Source organism: Streptomyces sp. B21-083, assembly GCF_036898825.1.
In the GTDB taxonomy this organism is placed as follows: Bacteria; Actinomycetota; Actinomycetes; order Streptomycetales; family Streptomycetaceae; genus Streptomyces.
In genome coordinates this window covers 829189-852536 of sequence record NZ_JARUND010000002.1, presented here as the reverse complement: position 1 = coordinate 852536, position 23348 = coordinate 829189, and the positions used below count along the sequence as shown (strand labels likewise).

The following is a 23348-nucleotide window of genomic DNA, read 5'->3' as shown; positions in this document are numbered from 1 at the left end:
CACCTCAACACGCGGTTGTCGAAATGCGGGTTGCTGATCCTGCTGCACCACGGCTTCCTGGTGCCTGCCGCTTTGGTCTGCCGTCGGGTCAACTGTCTGCCATGAGTGGCGGGACGGTGAGCCGGATGCCGGTAACCAGGGCGGGGTGAATGCGGACGGCGTAGTCCATGTCCTGGTTCGCCCAGGGGCGCAGCATCGACCGGTAGCGTGCGAGTTCGCCCGGGTCGGTGATCAGGAGGGCGTAGCCCGTGACGACGACGCTCCAGCCGAGGTGGGTGTCCGGGTCGATCGAGTCGGCTTCGTAGGCGACGACGACGCCGCGCCCGTCGGCATCCCGGACCTGGGAGGTCAGGGATGCGCCCTCGTGAGTGCGGATGATGACGTCGCCATGATCCAACACGTGGTTGACGGGGCGGATGGTCGGGAGAGCCTGCCGGGTGAAGACGATTCTGCCCAGGGACACTCCGCCCAGCAGCTCCAGGGCCTCATCGCCGGAGACTTCCAGGGATTGGCGCGGCCAGGCAGTGATCGGGCGGTGGTTGCTACTTGACATGACGGTCTTCCAGACGGTTTCGCCGCTCATGCCACGGTGCGGTGGGGGGTGGCTGGAGCCTTCAGGATCAGGCCCGGTGAGCTTCTACAGAAGGTCGATTGCTTCGCTCACGCCAGGCGGTTTCGGGTTCTTCCGCCGTCGCCGTCGCCGTCGCCGTCGCGGCCGGATGGCCGAGGGCCGCATTCCCGCAGACGTCGTCGACTCGATGGCCCAACCGATCGGCGGCGACGTCGATCACTCCGTCCACGCCTTGGCACAGCCGGATGACGAGGGGGATGAGGGACTTCCGCTCGACGGTCCCACTGAGAAAGACGTTGCCGTCGACGACGCGCACTGTCACCGCGGTGGGCGCGGTGCCCAGCGTGCGTACAAGTACGACCTCGGCGATTTCGTCCCGGATGGCGTGGTCCCCGCGCAAAAACACCCGCAGCAGGTCGGCGCGGCTGACCACGCCCATAAGCCGTTCGGCCTCGTCCACTACCAGTAGTCGTTTGACGCGGTGGACTTCCATCACCTGGGCGGCCTCGACGACCGTCCATTGCGGACGGGCGGTGATGGCTGGACTGCTCATCAGTCCCTTGGCTGTGGTCGCCTCGGTCCTGGCTCGGTCAGAGTACTGCGGGTTGAGGACCGGCAGCAGTCCCGCCGGATCCACCTGTCCCGCCTGCTTGTGCAGCAGGTCCGTCTCGGAGACCACACCCAGCGGGCGGTCGTCGCCGTCGACGACCGGGACGGCGGTGATGTCGTGCTGGGCGAACAGCTTGACGATCTCCTTGAAACCGGTGTCCTGCCGCACCCGTACGACGGATGTGGTCATCAGGTCGCTCACCGTCCGATGCTGCATGGCTTCTGTCTCCGTCCCGTGGGTGGCCTTCTCCCCCCAAGCATCCATGGGGGACGCGACGCCTCCTATGGGCCACCCGGCCCTTGTCATGGGCAACCTGCCCAAAGACTGGCCCGTGCAGGAATCCGGAGTCGGACCGACGGCCGCGACGGTGTGTGCGCCAAGCGCCACAAGGGCCTCCCAGGCGGCTGGAGACGTGACGGAGGACGGCTGTCCGGCTGAGGTCCTGCCGCTCGTTCAGGTCCGAGCTCAAAGCCGAGATCGTCGAGCCGCGGTGACGCGGACAAAGGGCGGTCCGGCGGGCTTCGCTGTTCCCGTGACCCAGTCCGTGACGCGGTGGGTGGGGAGCTATTGGGTGACCGTCGGTGCAGGCTCGAGTCGTACACAGCACCGGCCGGGGCTGGGTGCCAGACGTGCGGCAAACCCTGCCTCGTCCAGTCCGTTCAGGACGCCGCGCAGCAGGTGCAGGTTCATGCTGCACACCGTCTGTGTGTGTTCACGGGCCAGGGCGTGGAAGGGGCAGTTGCCCAGCACGATGGCGCCGTTCTCGCAGGCCGGTTCGAAGCCGTGCCGCTCCAGCAGGTCGAAGAGGCAGGCGCTGTCCTGCCCGCCCAACTGCGTGCCGAGCTCTTCGGCCTTGCGGTGCAGTACATCCCTCACCGGCTCACCCGTTGCGTCGGCTTCCTCCACGGCCTGGGCGAGGAGCCGTCCGGCCATCTCGTAGCGTCGGTCCGGCAGGCTGACGGCCACCTGTTTCGTCGAGCGCCGGTACAGCTTGGCCGGCCTGCCCGCTCCTGGCCCCGCCCGTCCGCTGCGTCGCTCATAGACCACGTCGAGCAGGGATTCATCGGCGAGCCGGTCGAGGTGGAAGGCCGCGGTCTGCCGGGCCAGGCCCAGGGCGGCGGCTGCCTCGTCCCGGCTGACGGCTCCCGGCTGGCGCGCCACATGGTCGTACAGCCTCCTGCGCGTCGGCTCATCGAGGGCTGCGATGGCGGAGACGTCGGCGTCACGTACTTCGTTCGGGTCGTTCACGAACACCAGTGTAAAACCCATTGGCGTTGACTAAAGAAGGAAACCGGGCTTCTATAGTTAATGAGAGTCATCGATAGAAGGAAGGCCGATCATGTCCTCCACCACAAGCACCACACCCTCCGCGCCAGGCCGGGCGGTGCTCGCCGATCCCGGCTATCAGGCGTTCGTGATTCTGCGCACCGCCTTCACGGTGGCGCCGATCCTGTTCGGACTGGACAAGTTCGCCAACCTGCTCGTGGACTGGCCCACCTACCTCGCGCCGTGGATCAACGACATCGTCCCCGGCAGCGCCCAGCAGGCCATGTACGCCGTGGGCGTGATCGAGATCGTGGCCGGCGTCGCCGTGGCCCTCGCTCCCCGCTTCGGGGCCTGGCTGGTGGCGGGCTGGCTCGCCGGCATCATCGTCAACCTGCTGACCATCCCCGACTACTACGACATTGCGCTGCGGGACTTCGGTCTGCTTCTCGCCGCAGTCGCACTGGCCCGACTCGCCGAGCGCTACCACCGCAAGGGGCAGCACTGAGGACGGGTGGCGCACGCTGAACACTGCGACGGGCGGACTCCCACGGAGCCGCCCGTCCGTGTCCCGCAGCCGAAGCGTGATCGGAACGCCTTGGGAACGTAAGCAGCGTTGGCGTGAGCCACCTGCTGTATGGAGACGGCAAGTTGGCCACAGACGCTCGCACCGCAGCCCGCCGGGCCCCGGCCGGCTGCGCGCCGATCGGCATAGCACCGAGCCTGCCGTAGCGCTCCGCCTGGTGCCGGGCGCCCCGCGGTTCTTCGAGATCCTCGAACGCTCCCGACTGCCGTCGCGGAGCGAATGCCGAAGGTCTTCCCCATCAGCACGCTGCGGTGGAACGGCCTCGGGTTACAGCACGATGCTGAAGGGCTGTTCTAGGAGTGTTTTGAGGTCGGCGAGGAAGGCTGCTGCGACAGCACCGTCCAGGACGCGGTGGTCGATGGACAAGGTCAGCGCCATGGTGGTGCCCACGCCGAGTTCGCCGTTGCGGACGATGGGCTGAGGCTGCGCGGCGCCGACGGCGAGGATCGCTGCCTGGGGCGGATTGATGACGGCGGTGAAGTGGTCGATGCCGTAGGTGCCCAGGTTGCTGATGGTGAATGTGCCGCCGCTGATGCTCGCCGGTGACACGTGCCTGGCCCGAGCGTCCTGGGCAAGTCCGTGCGCTTCACGGGCGATCGCGGTCAGGGTCTTGCGGTCGGCGTCGTGCAGCACCGGGACGATGAGGCCGTCGTCGGTGGCGACGGCGATGCCGATGTGGATGCGCCGGTGACGCAGGATACGGCTGGTGTCCCAGGAGGCGTTGACCTGTGGGTGGGTGCGGAGGGTCGTCGCGCATCCCTTGATCAGCAGGTCGTTGATGCTGATGCGCAGGCCGGGTTCCGTGAGGCGGTCGTTGATCTGGGCGCGGAAGGCCAGCAGGGGCTCGGCATCGACGATGGTGGTCAGGTAGAAGTGCGGCGTCTGCCGCGTACTTTGTGTCAGGCGTTGGGCGGTGATGCGGCGACTGGTGCTCAGCGGCACCTCTTCGTCATCGTCCACGAGCGGCGATCGACCGGCGGCCCGCTCTGAGAACGTCGGCACGGCGGCGTCAACGTCCGCGCGCACGATGCGTCCGCCGGGGCCGCTGCCGGTGAGGTCCGCCAGATCGATGCCGTTCTGGCGGGCGAGTGTGCGCGCCAGCGGGGACGTGCGCACTTCGGAGTCCTCTCCGGCGTCGGATACGGTCGCCACGGTGGTTGCGGGGACAGCCGGCGGGTCCTGAGGGGGTGTGGGCGGTGCCGCACTCGGGTCGGGTGCTTGAGCGGCCTGCTCCAGTGGGGGCTTTTGCGCGGTGGCCGGGGAGTCGGTTCCGATCATCGCGATGGGGGTCCCGATGGGGACGGTCGTGCCTTCGGCGACGAGGATGTGGATCAATGGCCCCTCGTCGTACGCCTCCAGTTCCATCACGGCTTTGTCCGTCTCGATCTCGGCGACGGCATCGCCTTTGTGAACCAGGTCGCCTTCTTGTTTCAGCCACCGGCTCAGGGTGCCTTCCTCCATGGTGTCGGACAGGCGGGGCATGAAGATCTCCGGCATCGCGGACTCCTAACCGGCCGTGGAGGCGGCCTGGCGGGCAGTGAATCCGGAGGCATCGAGCGTCTCGTGGATCACCCGGATCAGTGCCGTGGCATCGGGCAGAGCGGCGAGCTCCAGCGGTTTCGCATACGGCAGGGGGACCTCGGCCGCCGCGACGCGGCGCACGGGCGCGTCGAGACGGTCGAAGGCGCCCTCGGCGATGGTCGCCGCGATCTCGGCGCCGATGCCGTAGCTGAGCCAGTCGTCTTCGAAGACGACGGCCCGGGTGGTCCTGCGGACCGAGGCGCACACCGTCTGGCGATCCAGTGGACGCAGACTGCGCAGGTCGACCACCTCCACCGAGACGCCGTTCGCCTCCAGACGGCGGGCGGCGTCGAGGGCGACCCCAGTGCCGCGGGAGTAGGCGACAACCGTGACATCGCTGCCGGGCCTGATCACCGAGGCGGTCCCGATGGGCACGGTGTGCTCGCCGTCAGGGACCTCGCCCTTCGTGTTGTACAGCGCGAGGTTCTCCAGCACGAGCACCGGGTCGTCGTCGCGGATGGCGGCGGCCATCAGCCCTTTGGCGTCGGCGGGGGTGGCGGGGGCGACGACCTTCAGGCCGGGCACGTGGGCGTAGTACACCTCGAGGTTCTGGGAGTGGGTGGCGGCCAGCTGCTGGCCGCCGCCTCCGGGGGTCCGGATCACCATCGGCACCGTGATCTGGCCGCCGGACATCGCGAATATTTTGGCGGCGTGGTTCACGATCTGGTCGATGGCCAGCAGACTGAAGTTGACGGTCATGATCTCCACCACGGGCCGCAGGCCGAGCATGGCCGCGCCTACCGCGGCCCCGGCGAAGCCTTCCTCGCTGATCGGGGTGTCGCGGACCCGGCGTGGGCCGAACTCGTCCAGCAGGCCCGCGGTGATCTTGTAGGAGCCTTCGAAGATGCCGATCTCCTCGCCGATGAGCAGGACGTTCTCGTCACGCAGCAGCTCCGCCCGCAGCGTGTCGTGCAGTGCCTGGCGATAGGTGACAACGGCCACGGCTATTCCTTTCCACGGTGATCGGCGTGACCCTCGGGGCCGAGCGGGGTGTCACCGGGCAGGCCGCGGTAGATGTTGGCCACCTCGGTGGCGTACACGTGGTCGAACAAGGTGTCCGTGGCCGGCGTCGGGCTGGTGTCGGCGAAGTCGACGGCGGCGGTGACGATCTGCTCGGCCTCTTCTTCGAGGCGGGCAGCGGCGTCCGGTTGCAGGATGCCGTTCTCGATCAGGTAGGCGTGGAAGGCGGGCAGCGGGTCGTGCGCGCGCAGCTGCTGGACTTCCTGGGCCGAGCGGTACTGGGCCGGGTCGACCACGGAGTGGCCGCGCAGCCGGTAGCTGACGGCCTCCAGCAGTCTGGGCCGGTGCTCGGTGCGGGCCTGTTCCAGCGCGGTGCGGGCGGCGTCGCGGACGGCGACGACGTCGTTGCCGTCGACCCGGGTGCCGGGGATGCGGTAGGCGCAGCCGCGCCGGTACAGCGCGGGTTCTGCGGAGGCTGCCTCGACCGTGGTGCCCATGCCGAGCCCGTTGTTGACGATGACGTAGACGATGGGCAGGTGCCATACGGCGGCGAGGTTGAGTGACTCGTGGAAGGCGCCGATGTTGGTGGTGCCGTCGCCAAGCAGGCACATCACGGCTTCACTGTCCGGGCCGGGCATGCCGCGGTGTGCGATGGCCAGGGCCGCCCCGGTCGCCGGCGGCATCTGGCCGCCGACGATCGCGTAACCGCCGAGCTGTCGCCGCTTCGCGTCGAACAGGTGCATGGAGCCGCCGCGGCCACCGGACAGGCCCGTGCTGCGGCCGAACAGCTCCGCCATCACCCTGCCGGGATCGGCGCCATGCGCGAGTGCGTAGCCGTGGTCGCGGTAGGTGGTGAACAGGTAGTCGCTGGGCCTGATTGCCGCCATCAGTCCGACGACGGTGGCCTCCTCACCCAGGTTGAGGTGGCAGTAGCCGCCGATCTTCGCCCGGGCATACATCTCGGCGGCGCGCAGCTCAAAGGACCGGATCAGGGTCATCTGCCGGTAGTAGTCGCGCAGCAGTTGGTGGTCTGCGTCGGCTGCGGGCGTCTGGGCGTGGGGCTCGGTGCGGTCCTGGAGGGTGTCCATGCCGGGTGCCTCCTGCTGTCTGGAAAGAGTCGGCTGCCGGGCGGTGGGCTGGGGGCCGCGTCAACCGAGTTCAGGCCGGTGGCCCGGCAGGCAGGACAGCCGGGATGGGCTGAGTCCGTCCTTCCAGCGTGTGGCGTGAGCGGGAGGGGGAGTAGGGCCATGTGGCCCATCTCTGTCGGGCGAGTGGCCCGAACCAGCGCGGGGGCCCGCTGGACGCTGGTGAGAGAGTCCGACGTCCCCCTGCCGGTGATCGGCCATGAGGCGTGCGGCGGCATCCGCGAGGTGCCAAAGACCAGGAGCCCCCTGGCCGAGCCGCGACCTGGGGTCCGCAGACCAGGGCCGAAGGTCCCCTCATGAGCCCCGACCGGCCCTGGTGCCGCGGGCTCGGCGCAGAGGACGGTGGAAGGCAGGACATTGAGCTGCGCCAACGCGGTCTCCGACCGGGATACAGCGGTGAGCTGCATGCCTCGCCGGGCAACCCCGGGCCAGTAGGGGCGAACGCGCCCAGAGGAGCGCGGGCCGGTGTGCGAACACCGGCGCATTCTGCGTCCAGGGCGCTGGCCCGCGCCGGGTTCAGCGCGCGAGAAGGGAAGCGCCATGTCGGCCACCGAGCGGTACCTCGCGAACAACGCGGACTACGCGTCGCGGTTCGCCGGCCCGCTGGCGATGGAGCCCTCCCAGCACGTCGCGGTCGTGGCCTGCATGGACGCACGGCTGAATGTCTACGGCGCCCTGGGCCTGAGGGAAGGCGAGGCCAGTGTGATCCGCAACGCGGGCGGAGTCATCACCGAGGACGTCATCCGGTCCCTGGCGGTGAGCCAGCAGTTGCTGAAAACCCACGAGATCATTCTGATTCATCACACGGACTGCCGGATGCTGGCCTTCCCGGGCTACACACTCAAGGAGCCGATCCGCAGCGACTGGGGCATGCTCCCGCCCTGGCCGGAGGAATCGTTCCACGACGTGGCGACCGACGTACAACGGTCCATCAGCCGTATCCAGGCGAGTCCCTATATCCCTCACCGCGACTCCGTGCGCGGATTCGTCCTCGACATCGCCACCGGACAACTTGAAGAGGTCACGTCGCACAGCCGGCGGTGAACGGGATGCCCAGCGCAGGCGATCGAGGACCGGCGGGCCCACACCGCCTTACAGCCGGCCGTATGACGGGCTCGCCGCCCGCACTGCGCGCTGCTCCCGTCCCGCCGCCCCCGCTGTCGGCGGCAGCCGACCCGTTTGGATGAGGTGCCCATGTCTCTCGACAGCTTCGCCGCTCGCCACCCGCTCAGCGTCACCGACACCTCCTACTCCATCTGCCGGCTCGACACCTTCCCCGGCGTCGAACGGCTGCCGTACGCCCTGAAGGTGCTGCTGGAGAACCTGCTCCGCAACGAGGACGGCCGCACCGTCACCGCCGATCAGATCACCGCGCTGACCCGTTGGGATCCCACCGCGGAACCGGCCGTCGAAGTCCAGTTCACCCCCGCCCGGGTGCTGATGCAGGACTTCACCGGGGTGCCGTGCGTCGTTGATCTGGTGGCCATGCGGGAAGCGCTGGCCGCCCTCGGCGGTGACCCTGCGCAGATCGACGCGCGGCGACCGGTGGAACTGGTGATCGACCACTCGGTGATCGCCGACTACTTCGGTGTCCCCGATGCGTTCGCCCGCAACGTGGAACTGGAGTACCGGCGCAACGAAGAGCGTTACCAGTTCCTGCGCTGGGGGCAGACCGCGCTGCACAACCTGCGCGTCGTCCCCCCGGGGACCGGAATCTGCCACCAGGTCAACCTGGAGCATCTGGCGCGGGTGGTGTTCACCGAGGACGGCACGGCCTTCCCCGACACTCTGGTCGGCACCGACTCCCACACCCCGATGATCAACGGGCTGGGTGTGCTCGGCTGGGGGGTGGGAGGCATCGAGGCGGAAGCGGCGATGCTCGGCCGGCCGGTGAGCATGCTCATCCCCAAGGTCGTCGGTGTGCGGCTCACCGGCGCACTGCCCGAAGGCAGCACCGCCACCGACCTGGTCCTCACCATCGCCGAGCGGCTGCGGACATACGGCGTGGTCGGCACCTTCGTCGAGTTCTACGGACCCGGCGTGGCCAATGTGCCGCTGGCCAACCGCGCCACGATCGGCAACATGAGCCCCGAATACGGCGCGACCTGCGCGATCTTCCCGATCGACACGGAGACGCTGTCCTACCTGCGGCTCACCGGCCGAGATGCCGGGCAGGTGGCGCTGGTGGAGGCGTACGCCAAGGAACAGGGCCTGTGGCACGACCCCGAGCACACTCCCGACTACTCCGAGACCCTCGACATCGACCTGTCGGCCCTCGTCCCCTCGATCGCGGGACCGAAACGGCCACAGGACCGCATCCCCCTGACCCAGGCACCCAGGGCCCTGCGCGCTGTCCTGGGCGACTCTTCGGCATCCGCGTCAGGTCCCGTCGGATTGGACGCGAGCGGCGCGGAATCCTTCCCCGCCTCCGACCCGCCGGCGGTGACCGGCAGCCACCCCGGCGATCGCCCCACCCACCTCGAAGCGAGTGAACCCGCCGATACCGGGCCGCTCGGATCCGTCCCGGTGCCGCTGGAGGACGGCACCACATGCCAACTCGCGCCCGGCGCCGTGGTGATCGCCGCGATCACCTCCTGTACCAACACCTCCAACCCGCAGGTGATGATCGCGGCCGGGCTGCTGGCCAAGAAGGCCGTCGAGCGCGGGCTGCGGTCCAAGCCCTGGGTGAAGACGAGCCTCGCACCGGGATCGAGGATCGTCATGGACTACCTTGCCCGCGCGGGCCTGACCCCTTCACTGACCACGCTCGGCTTCGACCTGGTCGGCTACGGCTGCACGACCTGCATCGGCAACTCCGGGCCGCTGATCCCCGCGGTCTCGCAGGCGGTCACCAAAGCCGACCTCACCGTCGCGTCAGTGCTTTCCGGCAACCGCAACTTCGAAGGCCGCATCCACCCCGAGACGAAACTGAATTATCTCGCCTCACCACCGCTGGTCGTCGCCTACGCGCTGGCCGGGTCGATGGCAGTCGACCTCACCCGCGATCCGCTGGCCACCGGCAGCGACGGCCAGCCGGTCCACCTGCGGGACATCTGGCCGACCCAGGACGAGATCCAGCACCTGATCTCCGCCAGCCTGCGCCCGCAGATGTTCACCGCCGGCTACGCGGACCTGTTCACCGGCGACGCACGGTGGCGATCCCTTCCCACTCCCGAGGGCGACCTGTTCGCCTGGGACCCGAAATCCACCTACGTGCGCCGGCCGCCCTACTTCGATGACCTGCCCCGCCGGCCGCAGCCGCCGCACGACATCACCGCCGCCCGGGTGCTGGCCCTGCTCGGCGACTCGGTCACCACCGACCACATCTCTCCCGCCGGCGCGATCCCCCGCCACTCGCCGGCCGGGGAATACCTGCAGTCGCACGCAGTGGAGCCGCGGGACTTCAACTCCTACGGCTCGCGCCGCGGCAACCACGAAGTGATGATCCGCGGCACCTTCGCCAACATCCGACTGCGCAACCTGCTGGCCCCCGGTACGGAGGGCGGCTTCACCCGCCACCTGCCTGACGGTGAAGGGAGCACGATCTACCAGGCCGCGCAGCGGTATGCCGCCGAGGGAGTACCGCTGCTGGTCATCGCCGGCAAGGAATACGGCTCCGGCTCCTCGCGGGACTGGGCAGCCAAGGGCACCGCGCTGCTCGGCGTCAAAGCCGTGCTGGCCGAATCGTTCGAACGCATCCACCGCTCCAACCTGATCGGAATGGGCGTCCTGCCGCTGCAGTTCGCCCCCGGCCAGAGCGCACAACAACTGGGCCTGACGGGTGAGGAGACCTACACCATCCGCGGCCTGGCGGCATTGCCGCGCGAGGTCACCGTCGAAGTACAGGGGCCCGACGGCCCCAAGCGGTTCACCGCACAGGTGCGGCTCGACACCCCCACCGAGGCCGACTACTACCGGCACGGCGGCATCCTGCCCTACGCCTTGCGCGCCCTCCTGCCGGCATGACGTACCGCCCACGTCCCGGCTCAGCCGGGGCAGGTCCATCAGCGCGGGAACTCGCCACACGAGCGGGCCGCGATGCACAGCAGACAGAGGAGGCAGAGGCCATGGAGGTGATCCCGGTGGGGGACACCGCACAGGGGCCCGCCGGCCGCGGCACACCGTGCTCTGCCCGCCGGGGCAGGCCAGGGAGAGCCCTGCGCCCCGCCGCTGGACCATCTGGACAGCACGCCCTGAACGGCATCAGGTGATGCAACGCAAGGGAGAAGATCATGAGTGAGAATCTGGACCGGCTGACCGCCGAAGGGGTGGCGGTCTGGCTCGATGATCTGAGCCGGGAACGGCTCGCCGGTGGCGGCCTGGCCGACTTGGTGAGTGAACAGCGGGTGGTGGGCATCACCAGCAACCCGACGATCTTCGCCAAGGCGATCCGCTCGGGCACCCGCTACGACGAGCAGATCGGTGATCTAGCCCGGCGCGGCGTACGGGTCGAGGAAGCCGTCAGGCTGCTGACCACGTTCGACGTGCGCTGGGCCTGCGACGTTCTGCGCCCCGTATACGACGCCAGCGACGGGGTGGACGGCAGGGTGTCCATAGAAGTGGACCCGCGCGTCGCCCACGACACCGCGGCCACCATCGCCGAGGCGCGCGCCCTGTGGTGGCTGGTGGACCGGCCGAACCTGTTCGTGAAGATCCCCGCCACCCAGCAGGGCCTGGAGGCGATCAGTACGGCGCTCACGGAGGGCATCAGCATCAACGTGACGCTGATCTTCTCCCTGCACCGCTACGACCAGGTGCTCCGCGCCTTCCTGGACGGCATGGGCGGGGCACACGCGGCGGGACGCGATGTGGCGTCCATCGCCTCGGTCGCCTCCTTCTTCGTCAGCCGGGTGGACACCGAGGTCGACAGTCGACTGGACAAGATCGGCACACCGGAGGCACGGGCCCTGCGCGGGCGAGCTGCGATCGCCAACGCGCGCCTGGCCTACCAGCACTTCGAGCAGGCATGCACATCAGACCGGTGGAAGGCCCTGGCTGCAGCCGGAATGCGACCCCAACGCCCGCTGTGGGCCTCCACCGGGGTAAAGGATCCCGCCTACGACGACACCCGCTATGTCGACCAACTGGTGGCACCCGGCGTCGTCAACACCATGCCGGAGCAGACCCTGCGCGCGGTCGCGGACCACGGCCGCATCCAGGGCGACACCATCCACGGCACCTATACAGAAGCCCGCCAGGTGCTCGATGGCCTGGAGGCCGTCGGAGTGTCCTACGACGACGTGGTGCGCGTGCTGGAGGACGAGGGCATCACCAAGTTCACGGCTTCAGGAAACGAGCTGTTCCACGAGTTGGGCACCGTACTGCAGACCAACCGCGACGCCGTCTGATGACGCCGATTACCCCAGCAGAGGACAGGACATGGCCGCACACACGGAGTTTGTGATCGTCGGAGCCGGCCTGGCCGGTGCGAAAGCCGCGCAGACCCTTCGGGACGAGGGCTTCAACGGCCCGCTGGTCGTGCTCGGAGAGGAGAGCGAGCGCCCCTACGAGCGGCCACCGCTCTCGAAGGGCTACCTGCTGGGCAAGCAGGAGCGTGACACCGTATTTGTTCATCCGTCCCAGTGGTATACCGACCACCAGGTCGACCTGCGTCTCGGTACCACGGTCACGGCGATCGACCCGGACGCCCACGAGGCCGTCCTTGCCGACGGAAGCCGCCTGGGCTACGCGAAACTGCTGCTGACCACCGGTTCCTCGCCACGCCGCCTGCTGGTCCCCGGGGCCGACCTCGACGGGGTGCTCTACCTGCGCCGGCTCGCCGACAGCGACCGGATGAAGGAAGCCTTCGCGTCCAGCTCCCGGATCGCAGTGATCGGAGCGGGATGGATCGGCCTGGAGACCGCAGCCGCCGCCCGCACCACCGGCGTCGAGGTCACGGTATTGGAGGCGGGGGAGCTGCCGCTGCTGCGCGTGCTGGGCCGCGAGGTCGCCCGCATCTTCGCCGACCTGCACACCGAACACGGAGTCGACCTGCGCTGCGGTGCCCACGTAGCCGAGATCACCGGCGAGGATGGCCGGGTGAACGGCGTGCTGCTGGCCGACGGCAGCCGTATCGAGGCTGACGCGGTCATCGTCGGAATCGGCATCACCCCCAACACCTCGCTGGCCCAAACCGCCGGCCTTCAGATCGACAACGGCATCCGCGTCGACGCCCACCTGCGCTCCTCCCATCCGGACATCTACGCCGCAGGAGACGTCGCCAACGCCGCCCACCCGCTACTGGGCAGGCACATCCGCGTCGAACACTGGGCCAACGCCCTCAACCAGCCCCAGGTCGCGGCGAGGGCAATGCTGGGCCAGGACGTGTCCTACGACCGACTGCCCTACTTCTTCACCGACCAGTACGACCTGGGCATGGAATACACCGGCTACGTGGAGCCTGGCGGCTATGACCAGGTCGTCGTCCGCGGCCGTAGCGACACCCGCGAATTCATCGCGTTCTGGTTGGCAGAGGGGCACGTGCTGGCCGGGATGAACGTCAACGTCTGGGACGTGACCGACCCGATCCGCACCCTGGTGACCTCCGGCCAGGCCGTCGACACCAAGAAACTTGCCGACACGGACGTGCCCCTGACTGACCTTCTCAGCCATGCAGACCGGGCCGGCTGACGCTCTCAGGCAGTGCGTCCTCCCACCGTGCCCTGGAGCAGACTGCCGCGCCGACACGGCATCGGGCCGGGCTCAATCGGCCGCGGGCAGCGCGCCGAAGCACGGCCGCATCCCGGTGTAGGCGATCCCGGTCGGCACCGGCGTTGGACGGGGACAGCGGACCCGTATGCGGGTCGGCACGGGGCGCAGGCGCCGGTGCCGTGTTCGTGCGTTCGAGGGTAGGCCGATCATTTCCGGGCAATCCCGCGGGTATCGATATTTCGACCTGTTGGAGGCCGCAATGGTTCATTCGCCCGAGGATGACTGCGGGTCTTTGAGGGAAGACAGCGCGGAGCGGACGAGCGACGTTGCGCGCGGCTTTCTGTCCGTGCTCGCGCCTGGGGGCGGGGCTGAGGTGGAGGCAGTACTGCTGGTGGTGTCCGAACTGGTCACCAATGCGGTGCGGCATGCCGGCGGAATCACTGGGTTCGGGCTGCGGGCCGGGGTGGGGACGGTGACGGTCTCGGTAGAGGATGCCAGCTCTGTGCCTCCGTGCCCGCGGCGGCCCGATGCGGCCGAGCCGGGAGGGCTCGGCTGGCTTCTGGTCCAGGAGCTGGCGACGGACGTGCGGGTCAGCGGCCGAGCGAACGGGAAGACTGTGTCAGTGGTCCTGTCGTTGTCTCGTTGACTGCACCCGTTTCGAGGTACGTCAATCCAGGGGCCGCGGGCGCCCGTTGACGCGATGGCCAGCGTCGGATGGTGGACGGGGGCGTTTCTGCCACGGGACGCGCTCGTTGCTCCGGGATGGAACAGGTGAGGCAGGCGGCTTGTCCGCCTCATCGTCTGAATAGCCCACATCGCCGCGGCTGGATGCTTCGATCGGCACTGCATGCATCGTGGCCGATCATGGGGGAGGAGCCAACCATCCGTCAGTACGCATCCAACAGGCCGGCCGGCGCGCCCAGAGCCAGACTGCGAGAGGTTCCTGCTCGCGTGCGGCGCTGGAGACATAGGGCCCCGCAATGGGCGGCGATGGCGCGGTTGGTGATGGTGGCCATGACCGTGGCCGTCATGGTGGCGGGGGCCTGGGCGGCTCTCGGGCAAACCGGCAGCTGAGGCAGCCGGTGGAAATCTTCTTCCGCGGACGGTTTCCCCCAGGAGCAGGCCGGACGCATGACAGGTACCAGCGAGAGCGCCAGACGTGGGGAATCACTCGCCCTCGACAGAGGCTGGGGCGGTGACGTGGCGGCGTCCCCCTGTGTGGCTGGTCCTCGACCTGTACGGTGCTGAGGACGTTCCCCTCGGCTTCCAGCCGGCCAGGTCTGGCCAGCCACTCCGCCGCGTCATGTGGTGCTCGCGCTGCGGCCCGCTGGACAGCCCCAGGTGGTGATCGTCCTGGACCTTGCTGTCAGTGTCGGAGCAGTTCGGCGAGTACTTCGGCTTCGCTGATTTCGGGGTGTTTGGTTGCCGTGAGCAGTGTCAGGGGCCGGTCCTCGGCCAGTTCACGCAGGTGGTTGAGGGCGTCTGCGTGCTGGGGATCGTGGAGCTCGGTGCGGTAGCGGCGGCTGAATTCGGTGAAGCGCTCTGGGTCGTGGTGGTACCACTTGCGCAGCTCCGTGGAGGGGGCGGCCTGTTTGCACCACTCGTCGAGGTGGGCCTTTTCCTTGGTCATTCCCCGGGGCCAGATCCGGTCGACCAGCACTCTGGTGCCGTCGGCCTGTGCCGGGTCGTCGTAGACGCGGCGGACGTGCACCGTCTTGTTGTGGGCCATGACGGTCTCCTCATATGCAGGGCACTGCGCTTCTTGCGGGGTCACACGTAGTAGCGGGAGATGATCTCGAGCCGTGCGACTTCGTCGGGTCCCGGGTAGGCCACCAGGACGGGCAGGCCGCTGGGGTCTCGTCCCTCGATGACGGTGAAGCCTTCGCCGTGTGTGGTGTTCACGTGTCCGCAGCGGGCTTCAAGGACTCGCTGACAGCGCTGGAAGTCGTCGGGGCCGTCCGCGGTCCAGATCACGTACTGGGCGCCGATGTGGCCGACGGGATGGGAGGCTCTGGGGCCCACGGCGCGCAGGTACACCTGGAATCCGTTGTCGCCCACGAGCAGCGTGGCGGAGGGGGTGCGTACCGCGACCTGCATGCTCAGCAGCTCCTGGTAGAAGTCTGCTGACGCGTCGTGGTCGTGGACGAACACCACGACCGAGGCCAGCCACGGCCCACGCCCACCCGGACCAGCCACGGCCGTGTGCGCATGCGCCGGGAGCGCTGCGCTGTGCGGGTCGGCGGGAACTTCCTGCGTGTACGACATGAGGACCCTTCCGCCTTCGACCGTGGTGCGAAGGCTTCCTTCCCGGTTCCTGTTTGGTTTCCTTGTTACTGGCCTGCTTGCTGCAGGCTGAACCGGTGGCAGACCGTGAGCTCTGTCCCCGCGTTGCTGAAGTTGGTCGGCGGGGCGGCGTCAGCGACCAGCCTGACGCCGATCTGCGGTAGCCGACAAGGCCATGGCCCCGCGTCGCAGTCATCGGTCGTCGGCCACCAGTGCGGTGATGTCGAGGAGCCGGCTGCTGAAGCCCCACTCGTTGTCGTACCAGCCGAAGACCTTCGCCAGGGTGCCGTTCGCCTGTGTCAGAGCGGCGTCGAAGATGCAGGAGGCGGGATCACCGATGACGTCGCGGGAGACGATGGGTGCTGTCGACACGCGAAGGATGCCGTTCATGGGGCCCTCGGCGGCTTCGGTGAAGGCGGCATTGATCTCCTGCGGCGTTGCCTCGCGTTCCAGCACTACCGCGAGGTCGGTGAGCGAGCCGTCTTCGACGGGCACGCGGACCGCGATGCCGCCCAGCGAACCCGTCAGTTCTGGCACCACCAGACCGATGGCACGCGCGGCCCCGTGCTGGTCGGGATGATGCTGAGTGCCGCCGAGCGGGCGCGGCGGAGGTCCTTGTGCGGGCTGTCCAGCAGGGCTTGGTCGTTGGTGTAGGCGTGGATGGTGGTCATCATGCCGCGGTCGATACCGAATGCTTCGTGCAGCACCTTCACCATCGGTACCACGCAGTTGGTGGTGCAGGAGGCCGCCGAGATGATCCGGTCGCGCTGGCGGTCGTAGTTCGCGTCGTTGACGCCCATGACGATGGTGGCGTCCGCATCCTTGCCGGGTGCCGAGAGCAGCACCGTGTGGGCGCCGGTCTTCAAGCAGGGCCGCGGCGTCGCGTTCGCGGAAGCGGCCGGTGGACTCGATGACGATGTCGGCACCGTAATCGGACCAGTGCAGGGCGGCCGGGTCGCTTTCGGCGGTGACGGCTATGCGCCGACCGTCGACGGTGATCGAGCTGTCGTCGTGGCTGACCTCGCGACCGATGCGGCCGAAGGTCGAGTCTTACTCCAGCAAGTGAGCGAGGGCGGCGGGCGACGCGATGTCGTTGACGGCGACCACGTCGACGTACTGGGTACCGGCCTCGGCGCGGTCGAGTGCGGCGCGCAGATAGGTGCGGCCGATTCGGCCAAATCCATTGATTCCGACACGTACCGTCATGGCACTGGACTCCTCTGCAGGACGAGACATTTCAGGCAAGCCAGCCACGCTCGGTAACCTCGGCGCAGGCGGGCCAGGTCTGGCCGTGCGTCGCTGGCCGCAGTGCATGGCGCGATCGCCTCGACACGGATGGGGACTTGGCCAAGCCGGATTCGGAGTCGCGACCTCTCCGTCGTGGGGCGAAGGCAGTTCGTACGATTGCTGTGCTCCTGAACTCCCTTCCCTCACCGGTCACTTGTGCGAGACGACGGCCACAGGGACTGCGGCGTGGTGAAGTACGGCGTGGGTGATGGGCCCGGTGTGGGCGCCAAGTGGCGAACGGCGGATCCTGCGACCGACGACGAGCAGGGAGGCGTCGCGGGAAGCGTCAAGCAGCTGATCGGCGGCTCGTTCGGGCCGGGATTCCTCGACGACTTCAACGGCCGGGAACTTCTGCCGCCAGGGGCGCAGTGCCTCCGTCAGGGCGGTGGCTTCCTCCGAGGCCAGTTGACTGTTTAGATTGAGGTTGGTGGAAGGCCCGTACCAGTCGTAGGGCTGAACGTTCCAGCTGTGTACGGCTCGCAGAGTGGTGGCGCGACGCGCCGCAGCGTCGAAGGCGAACTCCATCAATGAGTCGTCGGGGCTTTTGGTGTCGATGCCGAGGACGACGGGCCGGTACGCGGTGTCGGTGGACGGGTTCCCCGAGGGATCGCTCGCGTGCTCGGAGGAGGCCAGTTCTCCGGCCCGTACCAGGACCACGGGCCGCTCGGCATGCGCCACTACGGCGAGGCCGACGGAGCCGACCATGAACCCGCCCACCCCGCTCAGTCCCCGGGATCCCAGGACCAGCAGTTCGGATTCCTTCGCCACGCCGACCAGCGCCTCGCCGGCCCAGCCGGTGCGCCGCTCCACGGTGACCTCCACCCCGGGGTGGCGTCCTCGGATTCGCGCGGCCGCCTCTCGGGGAATCCGCTCGCTCCAGTGCTGCTGTGTGTCGGCACCGAGGATCGGCGCCTCCATCATGGGCTCCGGTACGGGCTCCCACACGTTGACCAGCTTCAGCGGCAGAGCACGCAGTTCCGCCTCGCGGGCTGCCCAGTCGGCGGCCGCCCGGCTCTCAGATGAGCCGTCGAGACCTACGGCGATGGTGCGGGACATAACGGGTACCTCCCGGGACGCAGGCGCTTCGGAGGATCTAGTGCCAGCATCTCGGCCGATGTGGATGGGCTGCAGGGGCCACAGGTCCCCGAAAGGAGCCGAACGGCCCTATGAGGGCGGGCCTAACGGTGGATGGAGCGCGACCTGCCCGCCGATCCACCGCTGCCCGTCGCCCCTCCCCTTCGCGGGGCGTACGCGGTCAACGATCAACACCAGCCAGTGACCAGCAACTTCAGGATGGCTGATCTGCATTGAAGTAGCAGAACCGTCTGCCATCGGTCGGCAAGCTCACGCCGTCGACCCTGCGGGGTAGGGGACCACGCCATGGAAGCAGGCTCAGCAGGCCCGGGAGAGCCGCCCAGTCTTTGGCGCGACCGGCGGCACGATGCCCCTCGGCCGAAGAACTGGGAGATCCTGGTTCGGGTTTCCCAGCACACCCGGCATGCCTCGGCTGCATCCTTCACGGGAAGGAACAGCGGCCGCGTAATGCAGGAGTCGCCCAAGGCGTGATCCCTGGGCGGACAGACGGCCGTTGGGCCGTCGCGCGCGATTGCTGCCCGGCTGGCACATGGCGGCCTGGCCTATGGGTGGACCGATGCCGCAACGGGAGCGGCTCCGGAACACAGGGTCTGCGGCCGGGCCGGTTTTCCCGGGTCGGGCCAGAGTGCGGTGTGTCCGCCGCGTAGTCGCCGCGGTTGCCGCGACCGGCGGTGTCGTGGTGGCCTGTCCCGGCTGTCCGAGGCCGTCGTTCCGAGCGGCGGACATGGACGAACCCACCGCGCAGCAGCCGGAGCGAGCGCCCCACGGGCTGCCCGGAGCGCCCCACCCTTTGTCGCGACCCGACCCTCCGGTAAACCATTGCACTGTCGCATAGTTTATTTTGTTAAGTGATTCCGTGTACGGGAGAGGATCACATGTCACCCGAGCGAGGGCCCGGCCCGAGCACCATTGCGGGGCGTCTGCGTCGTGCGCTGGAAGCCGCCGATTGGAGGCTCCTGGTCGAGGTCCTGCACCCGGACGTGTGCTGGGGTCGTCCTGGCAGGAGCGCCAGGAGTTGCCGTGGCCGCCGTCGCGTCCTCAGCCGCTGCGCGCGCCTGTACGCCCGTGCGCCGCTGACAACGGTCGACGAGACTTTCACGTACCCGAAAGCCGTGGTCCTCGGTCTACGGATTCACGGCGCGGCGCCCGTGACCGGCCCTGGATCGGCCCTGGTGTACCAGGTATGTGACGTTGCTGACGGCCTGGTCACCCGCATCGTCGGCTACCCGGATCGCTCCCGGGCCCTTGAGGCGGCGTACTACGGTGCCGCAGCGGATTTCTGAGCGCCGCGCCGCGTGACCACCTCCGACGAGGAGGAGCCCCTGGGGGCAGTCGGTTGAACCCGTCTGCCCTACCCGGTCGGCGTGCCCCGAGAGGGACGGCATCGAGTCCCGGTCAGATCTGGGTGGACGGGAGTGTGAGAACCGTTCGTCATCCCGTGGTTGCGGCAGCGGCCCTCCGCGGCCGGAGCGTCAGCAGGCGTTCGGCGTGGTGTTCCTCGTGCAGGTCGATGCGGCGTGCCTGCAGGAGGTGGCGCAGGCTGACGATGCCCTCGACCACGTCCTGCGGGCTCCGGCCGACAATGAGCAGGCGGGTGACGGGCACGGTGCGCAGTTGGGAGGCGGGAGCGGAGCGTAGCGCCAGGTAGGCGAGCATCTGGGCTCGGGCAGCGCCGATGAGCGCCTCGTCGCTGTCGCCGAGGCGGTCCTCCAGGTTGCCCGGGCCCGCCGCCTCGTCGTCGGCCTCCGGCGTGCAGGTCGTGGTCGATGGTGAGGAAGAGATCATCGCCGGGCCGTACGGACGCCCCGACCAGGGCGGTGCGGTGCCGGTACGCGCCGAGGACCTTGCTGCCGGCCGCCAGCTGCGCCCACCCCTTGCGAAGCGTGCCGAGTCCCACGTCGCCGCCCTTGGCCTCGATCAGCCAGTACAACTCCTCCGCTTCGTGGAGCCCCCACAGGTCGGGCAGCTTCTTCTTCGGATCCTTGAACGTGTCGTACAGGGCAGGGACGGGGCCGCCGAGTTCAAGGTGCTGAGTCTGGCCGAGGCCCAGCAGCGAGCGGCAGGCCCACGCGGTCATCGTCATGCCCAGCCGGTAGCCGGCGGCATTCTTCGCACTGCGCTCGGTGCCGTGCGCGTAGACCGGGTTCCAGGTCAGGCGCCGGCCCTTGGCGCCCGGTACGGGATGCCGGGGCTTCACGGGATGCGCGCCGAGATAGGCGTACAGCGGCGAGACCCGGGCGACGAGTTCCCTGTGTGCGTAGCGAGGCTGGTTCTGCAGGTGCGGGGTGACGTCGCGGCCGACTTCGGTGGCGGCCTTGATGATCTCCCGCCACGTGGTGGTCGGGGCGTACCAGCCGTCGGCCGCCGGGAATCCGTCCGATCCGTTCCACCCCTTGTGCTTGGCCGTCCGCCACTGCCTCCGAGGCTTGTCCGCGGGCCCGCTGCGGAAGAGGACCGGTATGTCGAAGCTGTCGGCGTAGGTCAGCGGCGGCTCGTCGGGGACGTGTGCGGGGATCATGTGGGTCACTCTGGCACGGCCCAGACCACTCCCGGCGCCGGGTATCGGGCCATCTGACCGGCAGCGACGGGGTTGATCCGGCTCTCGTCCGACGCCGTCCGAGCTGGGGCCTGGGCAGTTGTCCGCCGCCATCGAACCCAGTCCAACGGCCATCCTTGCCATCCAACTCAGTTGCCGCAGGCCGCAGGGCTGGACGCAGAAACATATGCTGCGCCGCTGCCTTGACAGCAAAGTTAGTCGCCGCAGGTCAACGAGTTCCGGCGGGCTGAGTTCAGCGTTGCAGGTTTTCCGGCTTCGCGGACCAGCGAACCTCCGTGAGCTGCTGGTTCTTGGGGTGTCTCACGCCTGGCCAAGTCACTCAGTCTCGCCATCGTGGCCACCCCTGGCCCCGTGCCTGGCCTCGACCTGATGGCGCTGAACCCCTCACAGACCTGCGGTGACTCAAGGCCCGAGAGTGGGCCGCGTCCGAGAGCTGCGATGTCTGAGACGGATCCGGCGAAGCAGGCGTTCGGAGCGCGATGGTTCCGCTGCTTCGACACCGACGCCGAGGGAGGACCTTGCAGCGTTCAGGAACGAGTCGTAACCACTCGCATAGGACGCGGCCAGCCCGGCTCTGGCCGTCATCAAAGCCGCCCGATTCTGCTGCATCGTGCCGAACCGGACCAGGTCGGGGGCATTGTCGAACAAGAGCGTCTGGCGAAGGCGGTATGCCTCGTCGACGACGTTCTGCGGTGCCCGGAGCTCCAGCGCTGTGAACGCGTGTTTAAGCCGCTGCGGGTCCAGATCCCGCGCCCGGTGCTCCATCGCGTCCCACCGCTCTTGGAATGCGGCCTCATACAGGTCCTGAAACTCTTGGTATACGTGCTCGGCCTGGGTGATGAACTCGGCGTAGAGGGAGGGGAGAAGCTCACGAATCCACGGAGCGTCTGCCTGGTAGCGCATTGCTTGCGCCTGCTTCCGGCCAGCGGAAACCGCGGCCCGGGCGCCGAGGAATCCGCCGCCAAGAGCGGACGCCCTGCTGATGTGGCTGGTCCGCCACGTGAAGCGCGCCGCCTAATGAGACCAGCCGGGTCGGAGAGCACATCCGGCAGGAGCTGGGGAATGTAGGCGCGGACAGGGGCGATGCCCCGCGCAGCGCGATGTTGCGGTCGAACATCCGGCGCAGAACGACCCCCGCGATTTCCGCCGTACGGCACCCCCACACAGCCGACCGTACCGCCGTCCCGGGTGATGGCGGGCCGTGAGACACCGCAGGTCAGCGGTCCACCTGTCCGGAGTGGCCTCAGTAAACCCGGTGGGGATGCACCGAGAGCTGAGACAACCGCAGATGAAGAAGCGTGAGACACCGCGAGAAGTTACAGGTCACAGCCTCGACATCCGCTGTCGTTGCCATTCACGGCCAGTACCCTCTCGTCACCACTCCGGCTGGCGGGAGCGCTACAGCCGGGGAGCGGTGGCGTCGCGCACGGTGATGTGGAGCGCGTGAAGCGGCTGGGTCCGGGTGGGGCGGACGACCTCCAGGCAGTGGGCTCCCTGACGGAGCCGGTGGCCGAGCAGTTCGAAGTGGTACCACCCGAGAATGATCCAGAGCGCGCCCAGGCCGTACTGATCGCGACGGGGATCGGGTGGCTGTCCTTGAACCCACGCAGGGCGAGGCCATGCCAGCATCCTCCGCGTAGCGCACTGCAGTAGCGGCTGCGCGGCGCAGCGGGCGGCCTGGCTTCCACCGGCGTCCCAGCGCGGCCACGGCTATCGAGCTCGTGGGCGCGGCAGCCGTAGCTCGATGCGGCGGATCTCGATCCCGCCGGCGTCCAGCAGTTCCACCAGCCGGACCCGCACGGGGGAGGGGGATCCAACGGTCGAGCCCGTCGAATTGCTCGATAGTCGCGTCCCGCGCGGCCGGGCCTGCGAGAGGGTCCGCCTTCATTGCCTGAAGCCGTTCCTCTGCGGTGGCGTGAGTGTCGCCGAGCTTTCACAGCAGCCTCAGTTCGGAGCCTTCAGGGAGGCGGTCGTTCTGGTTGAACTGGAACTGGAAGCCGCGCCGGCTGCCTTGAGTGCGCGCTTCATGCCCAGGGCGGTTGCAAGTTCCGGAATCGCGTAGATCGTCTGCGCCCAGCGGGAGTTGACGTGGCAACAGCACAGGCACGAGACCGGTGATCATCAGGGTGTCTACGCCAGCTGATCACATCGAGGTCCCGTGCCTGCCGTTCCATCCTCCCCGATCCCTGCCGGCCTGGTGAAAATGGACCTTCCACCAGCACGACACCGGCCGTCTGCGCGCCCACCTCCAACGCGTACCCGACCCGCGTTCGCGTCGCGGGCGGTGGTATTCCCTGGTCGGGTTGCTGCTGATCTGTGCCTGCGCCCGGACCATCACCGAGATCACCGAGTGGGGACAGCGCGCCACCACCACCGGGCTGGAACAACTCGGCATCCGTCCGGCACCTGTTCGGGCGTCGCCGCGCCCCGTCCCATGCCACCCTCACCCGGCTCCTGGCCGCCCTCGACGGCGATGCCCTGGACACCGTGATCGGTACCTGCCTGGCCGAACGCGACCACCACACTGTCGGCTCCGGCTCGGCGCCGCGGCCGGCGATCGCGGTGGACGGCAAGGCGCTGTCCGGTTCCGCGCACCGAATCCAGCGCTATCGGCACCTGCTGTCCGCCGTCTCCCACGCCCCCACCGTCACCCTGGCCCAGCGGGAAGTGGGGGCCAAGACCATTGAGAGGGCGTTAAGTCCCGTTCCTAGTGATGTGGTGTCACCCGTTCGTGGGTGATGGGACGGTTCCTCCGTCAT

Annotated in this window: 19 protein-coding genes and 3 pseudogenes; 8 read left to right on the top strand and 14 right to left on the bottom strand. The window is 68.6% G+C overall.

The window, feature by feature from the left end; all coding sequences use genetic code 11:
• Positions 1-88 precede the first annotated feature (88 nt).
• From QA861_RS27825 to QA861_RS27815, 3 genes are all read right to left on the bottom strand, one after another.
• Positions 89-553 carry a pyridoxamine 5'-phosphate oxidase family protein gene (locus tag QA861_RS27825; RefSeq protein WP_334591344.1) on the bottom strand — a complete coding sequence of 155 codons (465 nt, stop codon included), beginning with the start codon at positions 551-553 and terminating at the stop codon, positions 89-91.
• 67 nt (positions 554-620) lie between these two features.
• Complete coding sequence (locus tag QA861_RS27820) at positions 621-1397, bottom strand: CBS domain-containing protein (protein ID WP_334591343.1); 777 nt, start codon at positions 1395-1397, stop codon at positions 621-623.
• Between the two features lie 348 nt (positions 1398-1745).
• Positions 1746-2450 (bottom strand): helix-turn-helix transcriptional regulator, encoded by a 705-nt coding sequence (locus QA861_RS27815; protein ID WP_443041592.1) that lies wholly within the window; start codon positions 2448-2450, stop codon positions 1746-1748.
• Between the two features lie 70 nt (positions 2451-2520).
• On the opposite strand from QA861_RS27815, the gene QA861_RS27810 reads away from it, so the two are divergent.
• Positions 2521-2952: a DoxX family membrane protein gene (locus QA861_RS27810; RefSeq protein ID WP_443041591.1), complete on the top strand. Its 432-nt coding sequence runs from the start codon at positions 2521-2523 to the stop codon at positions 2950-2952.
• Between the two features lie 345 nt (positions 2953-3297).
• Here QA861_RS27810 and QA861_RS27805 read toward each other — a convergent pair whose 3' ends face one another.
• Genes QA861_RS27805 through pdhA form a run of 3 tightly spaced genes read right to left on the bottom strand, consistent with a single transcriptional unit; the run spans position 3298 to position 6659 of the window.
• The gene (locus tag QA861_RS27805; protein WP_334591342.1) at positions 3298-4527 is read right to left on the bottom strand and encodes a dihydrolipoamide acetyltransferase family protein; all 1230 of its coding nucleotides are present in this window, start codon (positions 4525-4527) and stop codon (positions 3298-3300) included.
• A 9-nt stretch (positions 4528-4536) separates the two neighbouring features.
• Complete coding sequence (locus QA861_RS27800; RefSeq protein WP_334591341.1) at positions 4537-5553, bottom strand: alpha-ketoacid dehydrogenase subunit beta; 1017 nt, start codon at positions 5551-5553, stop codon at positions 4537-4539.
• Between the two features lie 2 nt (positions 5554-5555).
• Positions 5556-6659, bottom strand: a complete 1104-nt coding sequence (gene pdhA / locus QA861_RS27795; RefSeq protein ID WP_334591340.1) for a pyruvate dehydrogenase (acetyl-transferring) E1 component subunit alpha — start codon at positions 6657-6659, stop codon at positions 5556-5558.
• Positions 6660-7256: 597 nt separating this feature from the next.
• Between pdhA and QA861_RS27790 the strand changes: the two genes are divergently transcribed.
• From QA861_RS27790 to QA861_RS27770, 5 genes are all read left to right on the top strand, one after another.
• A complete protein-coding gene (locus tag QA861_RS27790) occupies positions 7257-7760 on the top strand; it encodes a beta-class carbonic anhydrase (protein WP_334591339.1) in 504 nt (167 codons plus the stop codon).
• Positions 7761-7910: 150 nt separating this feature from the next.
• Entirely contained in the window at positions 7911-10682 is a 2772-nt protein-coding gene (locus tag QA861_RS27785; protein ID WP_334591338.1) for an aconitate hydratase, read from the top strand.
• Positions 10683-10948: 266 nt separating this feature from the next.
• Positions 10949-12064 (top strand): transaldolase, encoded by a 1116-nt coding sequence (tal, locus tag QA861_RS27780; RefSeq protein WP_334591337.1) that lies wholly within the window; start codon positions 10949-10951, stop codon positions 12062-12064.
• 31 nt (positions 12065-12095) lie between these two features.
• Complete coding sequence (locus tag QA861_RS27775; RefSeq protein ID WP_334591335.1) at positions 12096-13346, top strand: NAD(P)/FAD-dependent oxidoreductase; 1251 nt, start codon at positions 12096-12098, stop codon at positions 13344-13346.
• A gap of 280 nt (positions 13347-13626) precedes the next feature.
• Positions 13627-14013, top strand: coding sequence for an ATP-binding protein (locus tag QA861_RS27770; protein WP_334591334.1), 387 nt, complete (start codon positions 13627-13629; stop codon positions 14011-14013).
• A 720-nt stretch (positions 14014-14733) separates the two neighbouring features.
• Here QA861_RS27770 and QA861_RS27765 read toward each other — a convergent pair.
• The 5 genes and pseudogenes from QA861_RS27765 to QA861_RS27745 all read right to left on the bottom strand — a co-directional run bounded on the left by QA861_RS27765 (position 14734) and on the right by QA861_RS27745 (position 17993).
• Positions 14734-15096, bottom strand: a complete 363-nt coding sequence (locus QA861_RS27765) for a DUF488 domain-containing protein (protein WP_334591333.1) — start codon at positions 15094-15096, stop codon at positions 14734-14736.
• Positions 15097-15137: 41 nt separating this feature from the next.
• Positions 15138-15632, bottom strand: coding sequence for a VOC family protein (locus QA861_RS27760; protein WP_334591332.1), 495 nt, complete (start codon positions 15630-15632; stop codon positions 15138-15140).
• 210 nt (positions 15633-15842) lie between these two features.
• Positions 15843-16366 (bottom strand): annotated as a pseudogene (locus QA861_RS27755) (hypothetical protein).
• A gap of 181 nt (positions 16367-16547) precedes the next feature.
• Positions 16548-16856, bottom strand: a pseudogene (locus QA861_RS27750) (glyceraldehyde 3-phosphate dehydrogenase NAD-binding domain-containing protein); the annotation flags it as partial.
• Positions 16857-17087: 231 nt separating this feature from the next.
• Entirely contained in the window at positions 17088-17993 is a 906-nt protein-coding gene (locus QA861_RS27745; protein ID WP_334591331.1) for a universal stress protein, read from the bottom strand.
• A gap of 914 nt (positions 17994-18907) precedes the next feature.
• Here QA861_RS27745 and QA861_RS47170 point away from each other — a divergent pair.
• Positions 18908-19315, top strand: a complete 408-nt coding sequence (locus tag QA861_RS47170) for a nuclear transport factor 2 family protein (RefSeq protein WP_443041590.1) — start codon at positions 18908-18910, stop codon at positions 19313-19315.
• Between the two features lie 148 nt (positions 19316-19463).
• On the opposite strand, the gene QA861_RS27740 is transcribed toward QA861_RS47170, so the two are convergent.
• The 3 genes and pseudogenes from QA861_RS27740 to QA861_RS27730 form a co-directional block, all read right to left on the bottom strand.
• Complete coding sequence (locus QA861_RS27740; RefSeq protein WP_334591330.1) at positions 19464-19817, bottom strand: hypothetical protein; 354 nt, start codon at positions 19815-19817, stop codon at positions 19464-19466.
• A gap of 1174 nt (positions 19818-20991) precedes the next feature.
• Positions 20992-21492, bottom strand: a complete 501-nt coding sequence (locus QA861_RS27735; RefSeq protein WP_334595062.1) for a hypothetical protein — start codon at positions 21490-21492, stop codon at positions 20992-20994.
• Between the two features lie 134 nt (positions 21493-21626).
• A pseudogene (locus tag QA861_RS27730) lies at positions 21627-21782 on the bottom strand (IMP dehydrogenase); the annotation flags it as partial.
• Positions 21783-23076: 1294 nt separating this feature from the next.
• Between QA861_RS27730 and QA861_RS47165 the strand changes: the two are divergent.
• Positions 23077-23328 (top strand): hypothetical protein, encoded by a 252-nt coding sequence (locus QA861_RS47165; RefSeq protein ID WP_443041589.1) that lies wholly within the window; start codon positions 23077-23079, stop codon positions 23326-23328.
• Positions 23329-23348: the final 20 nt, after the last annotated feature.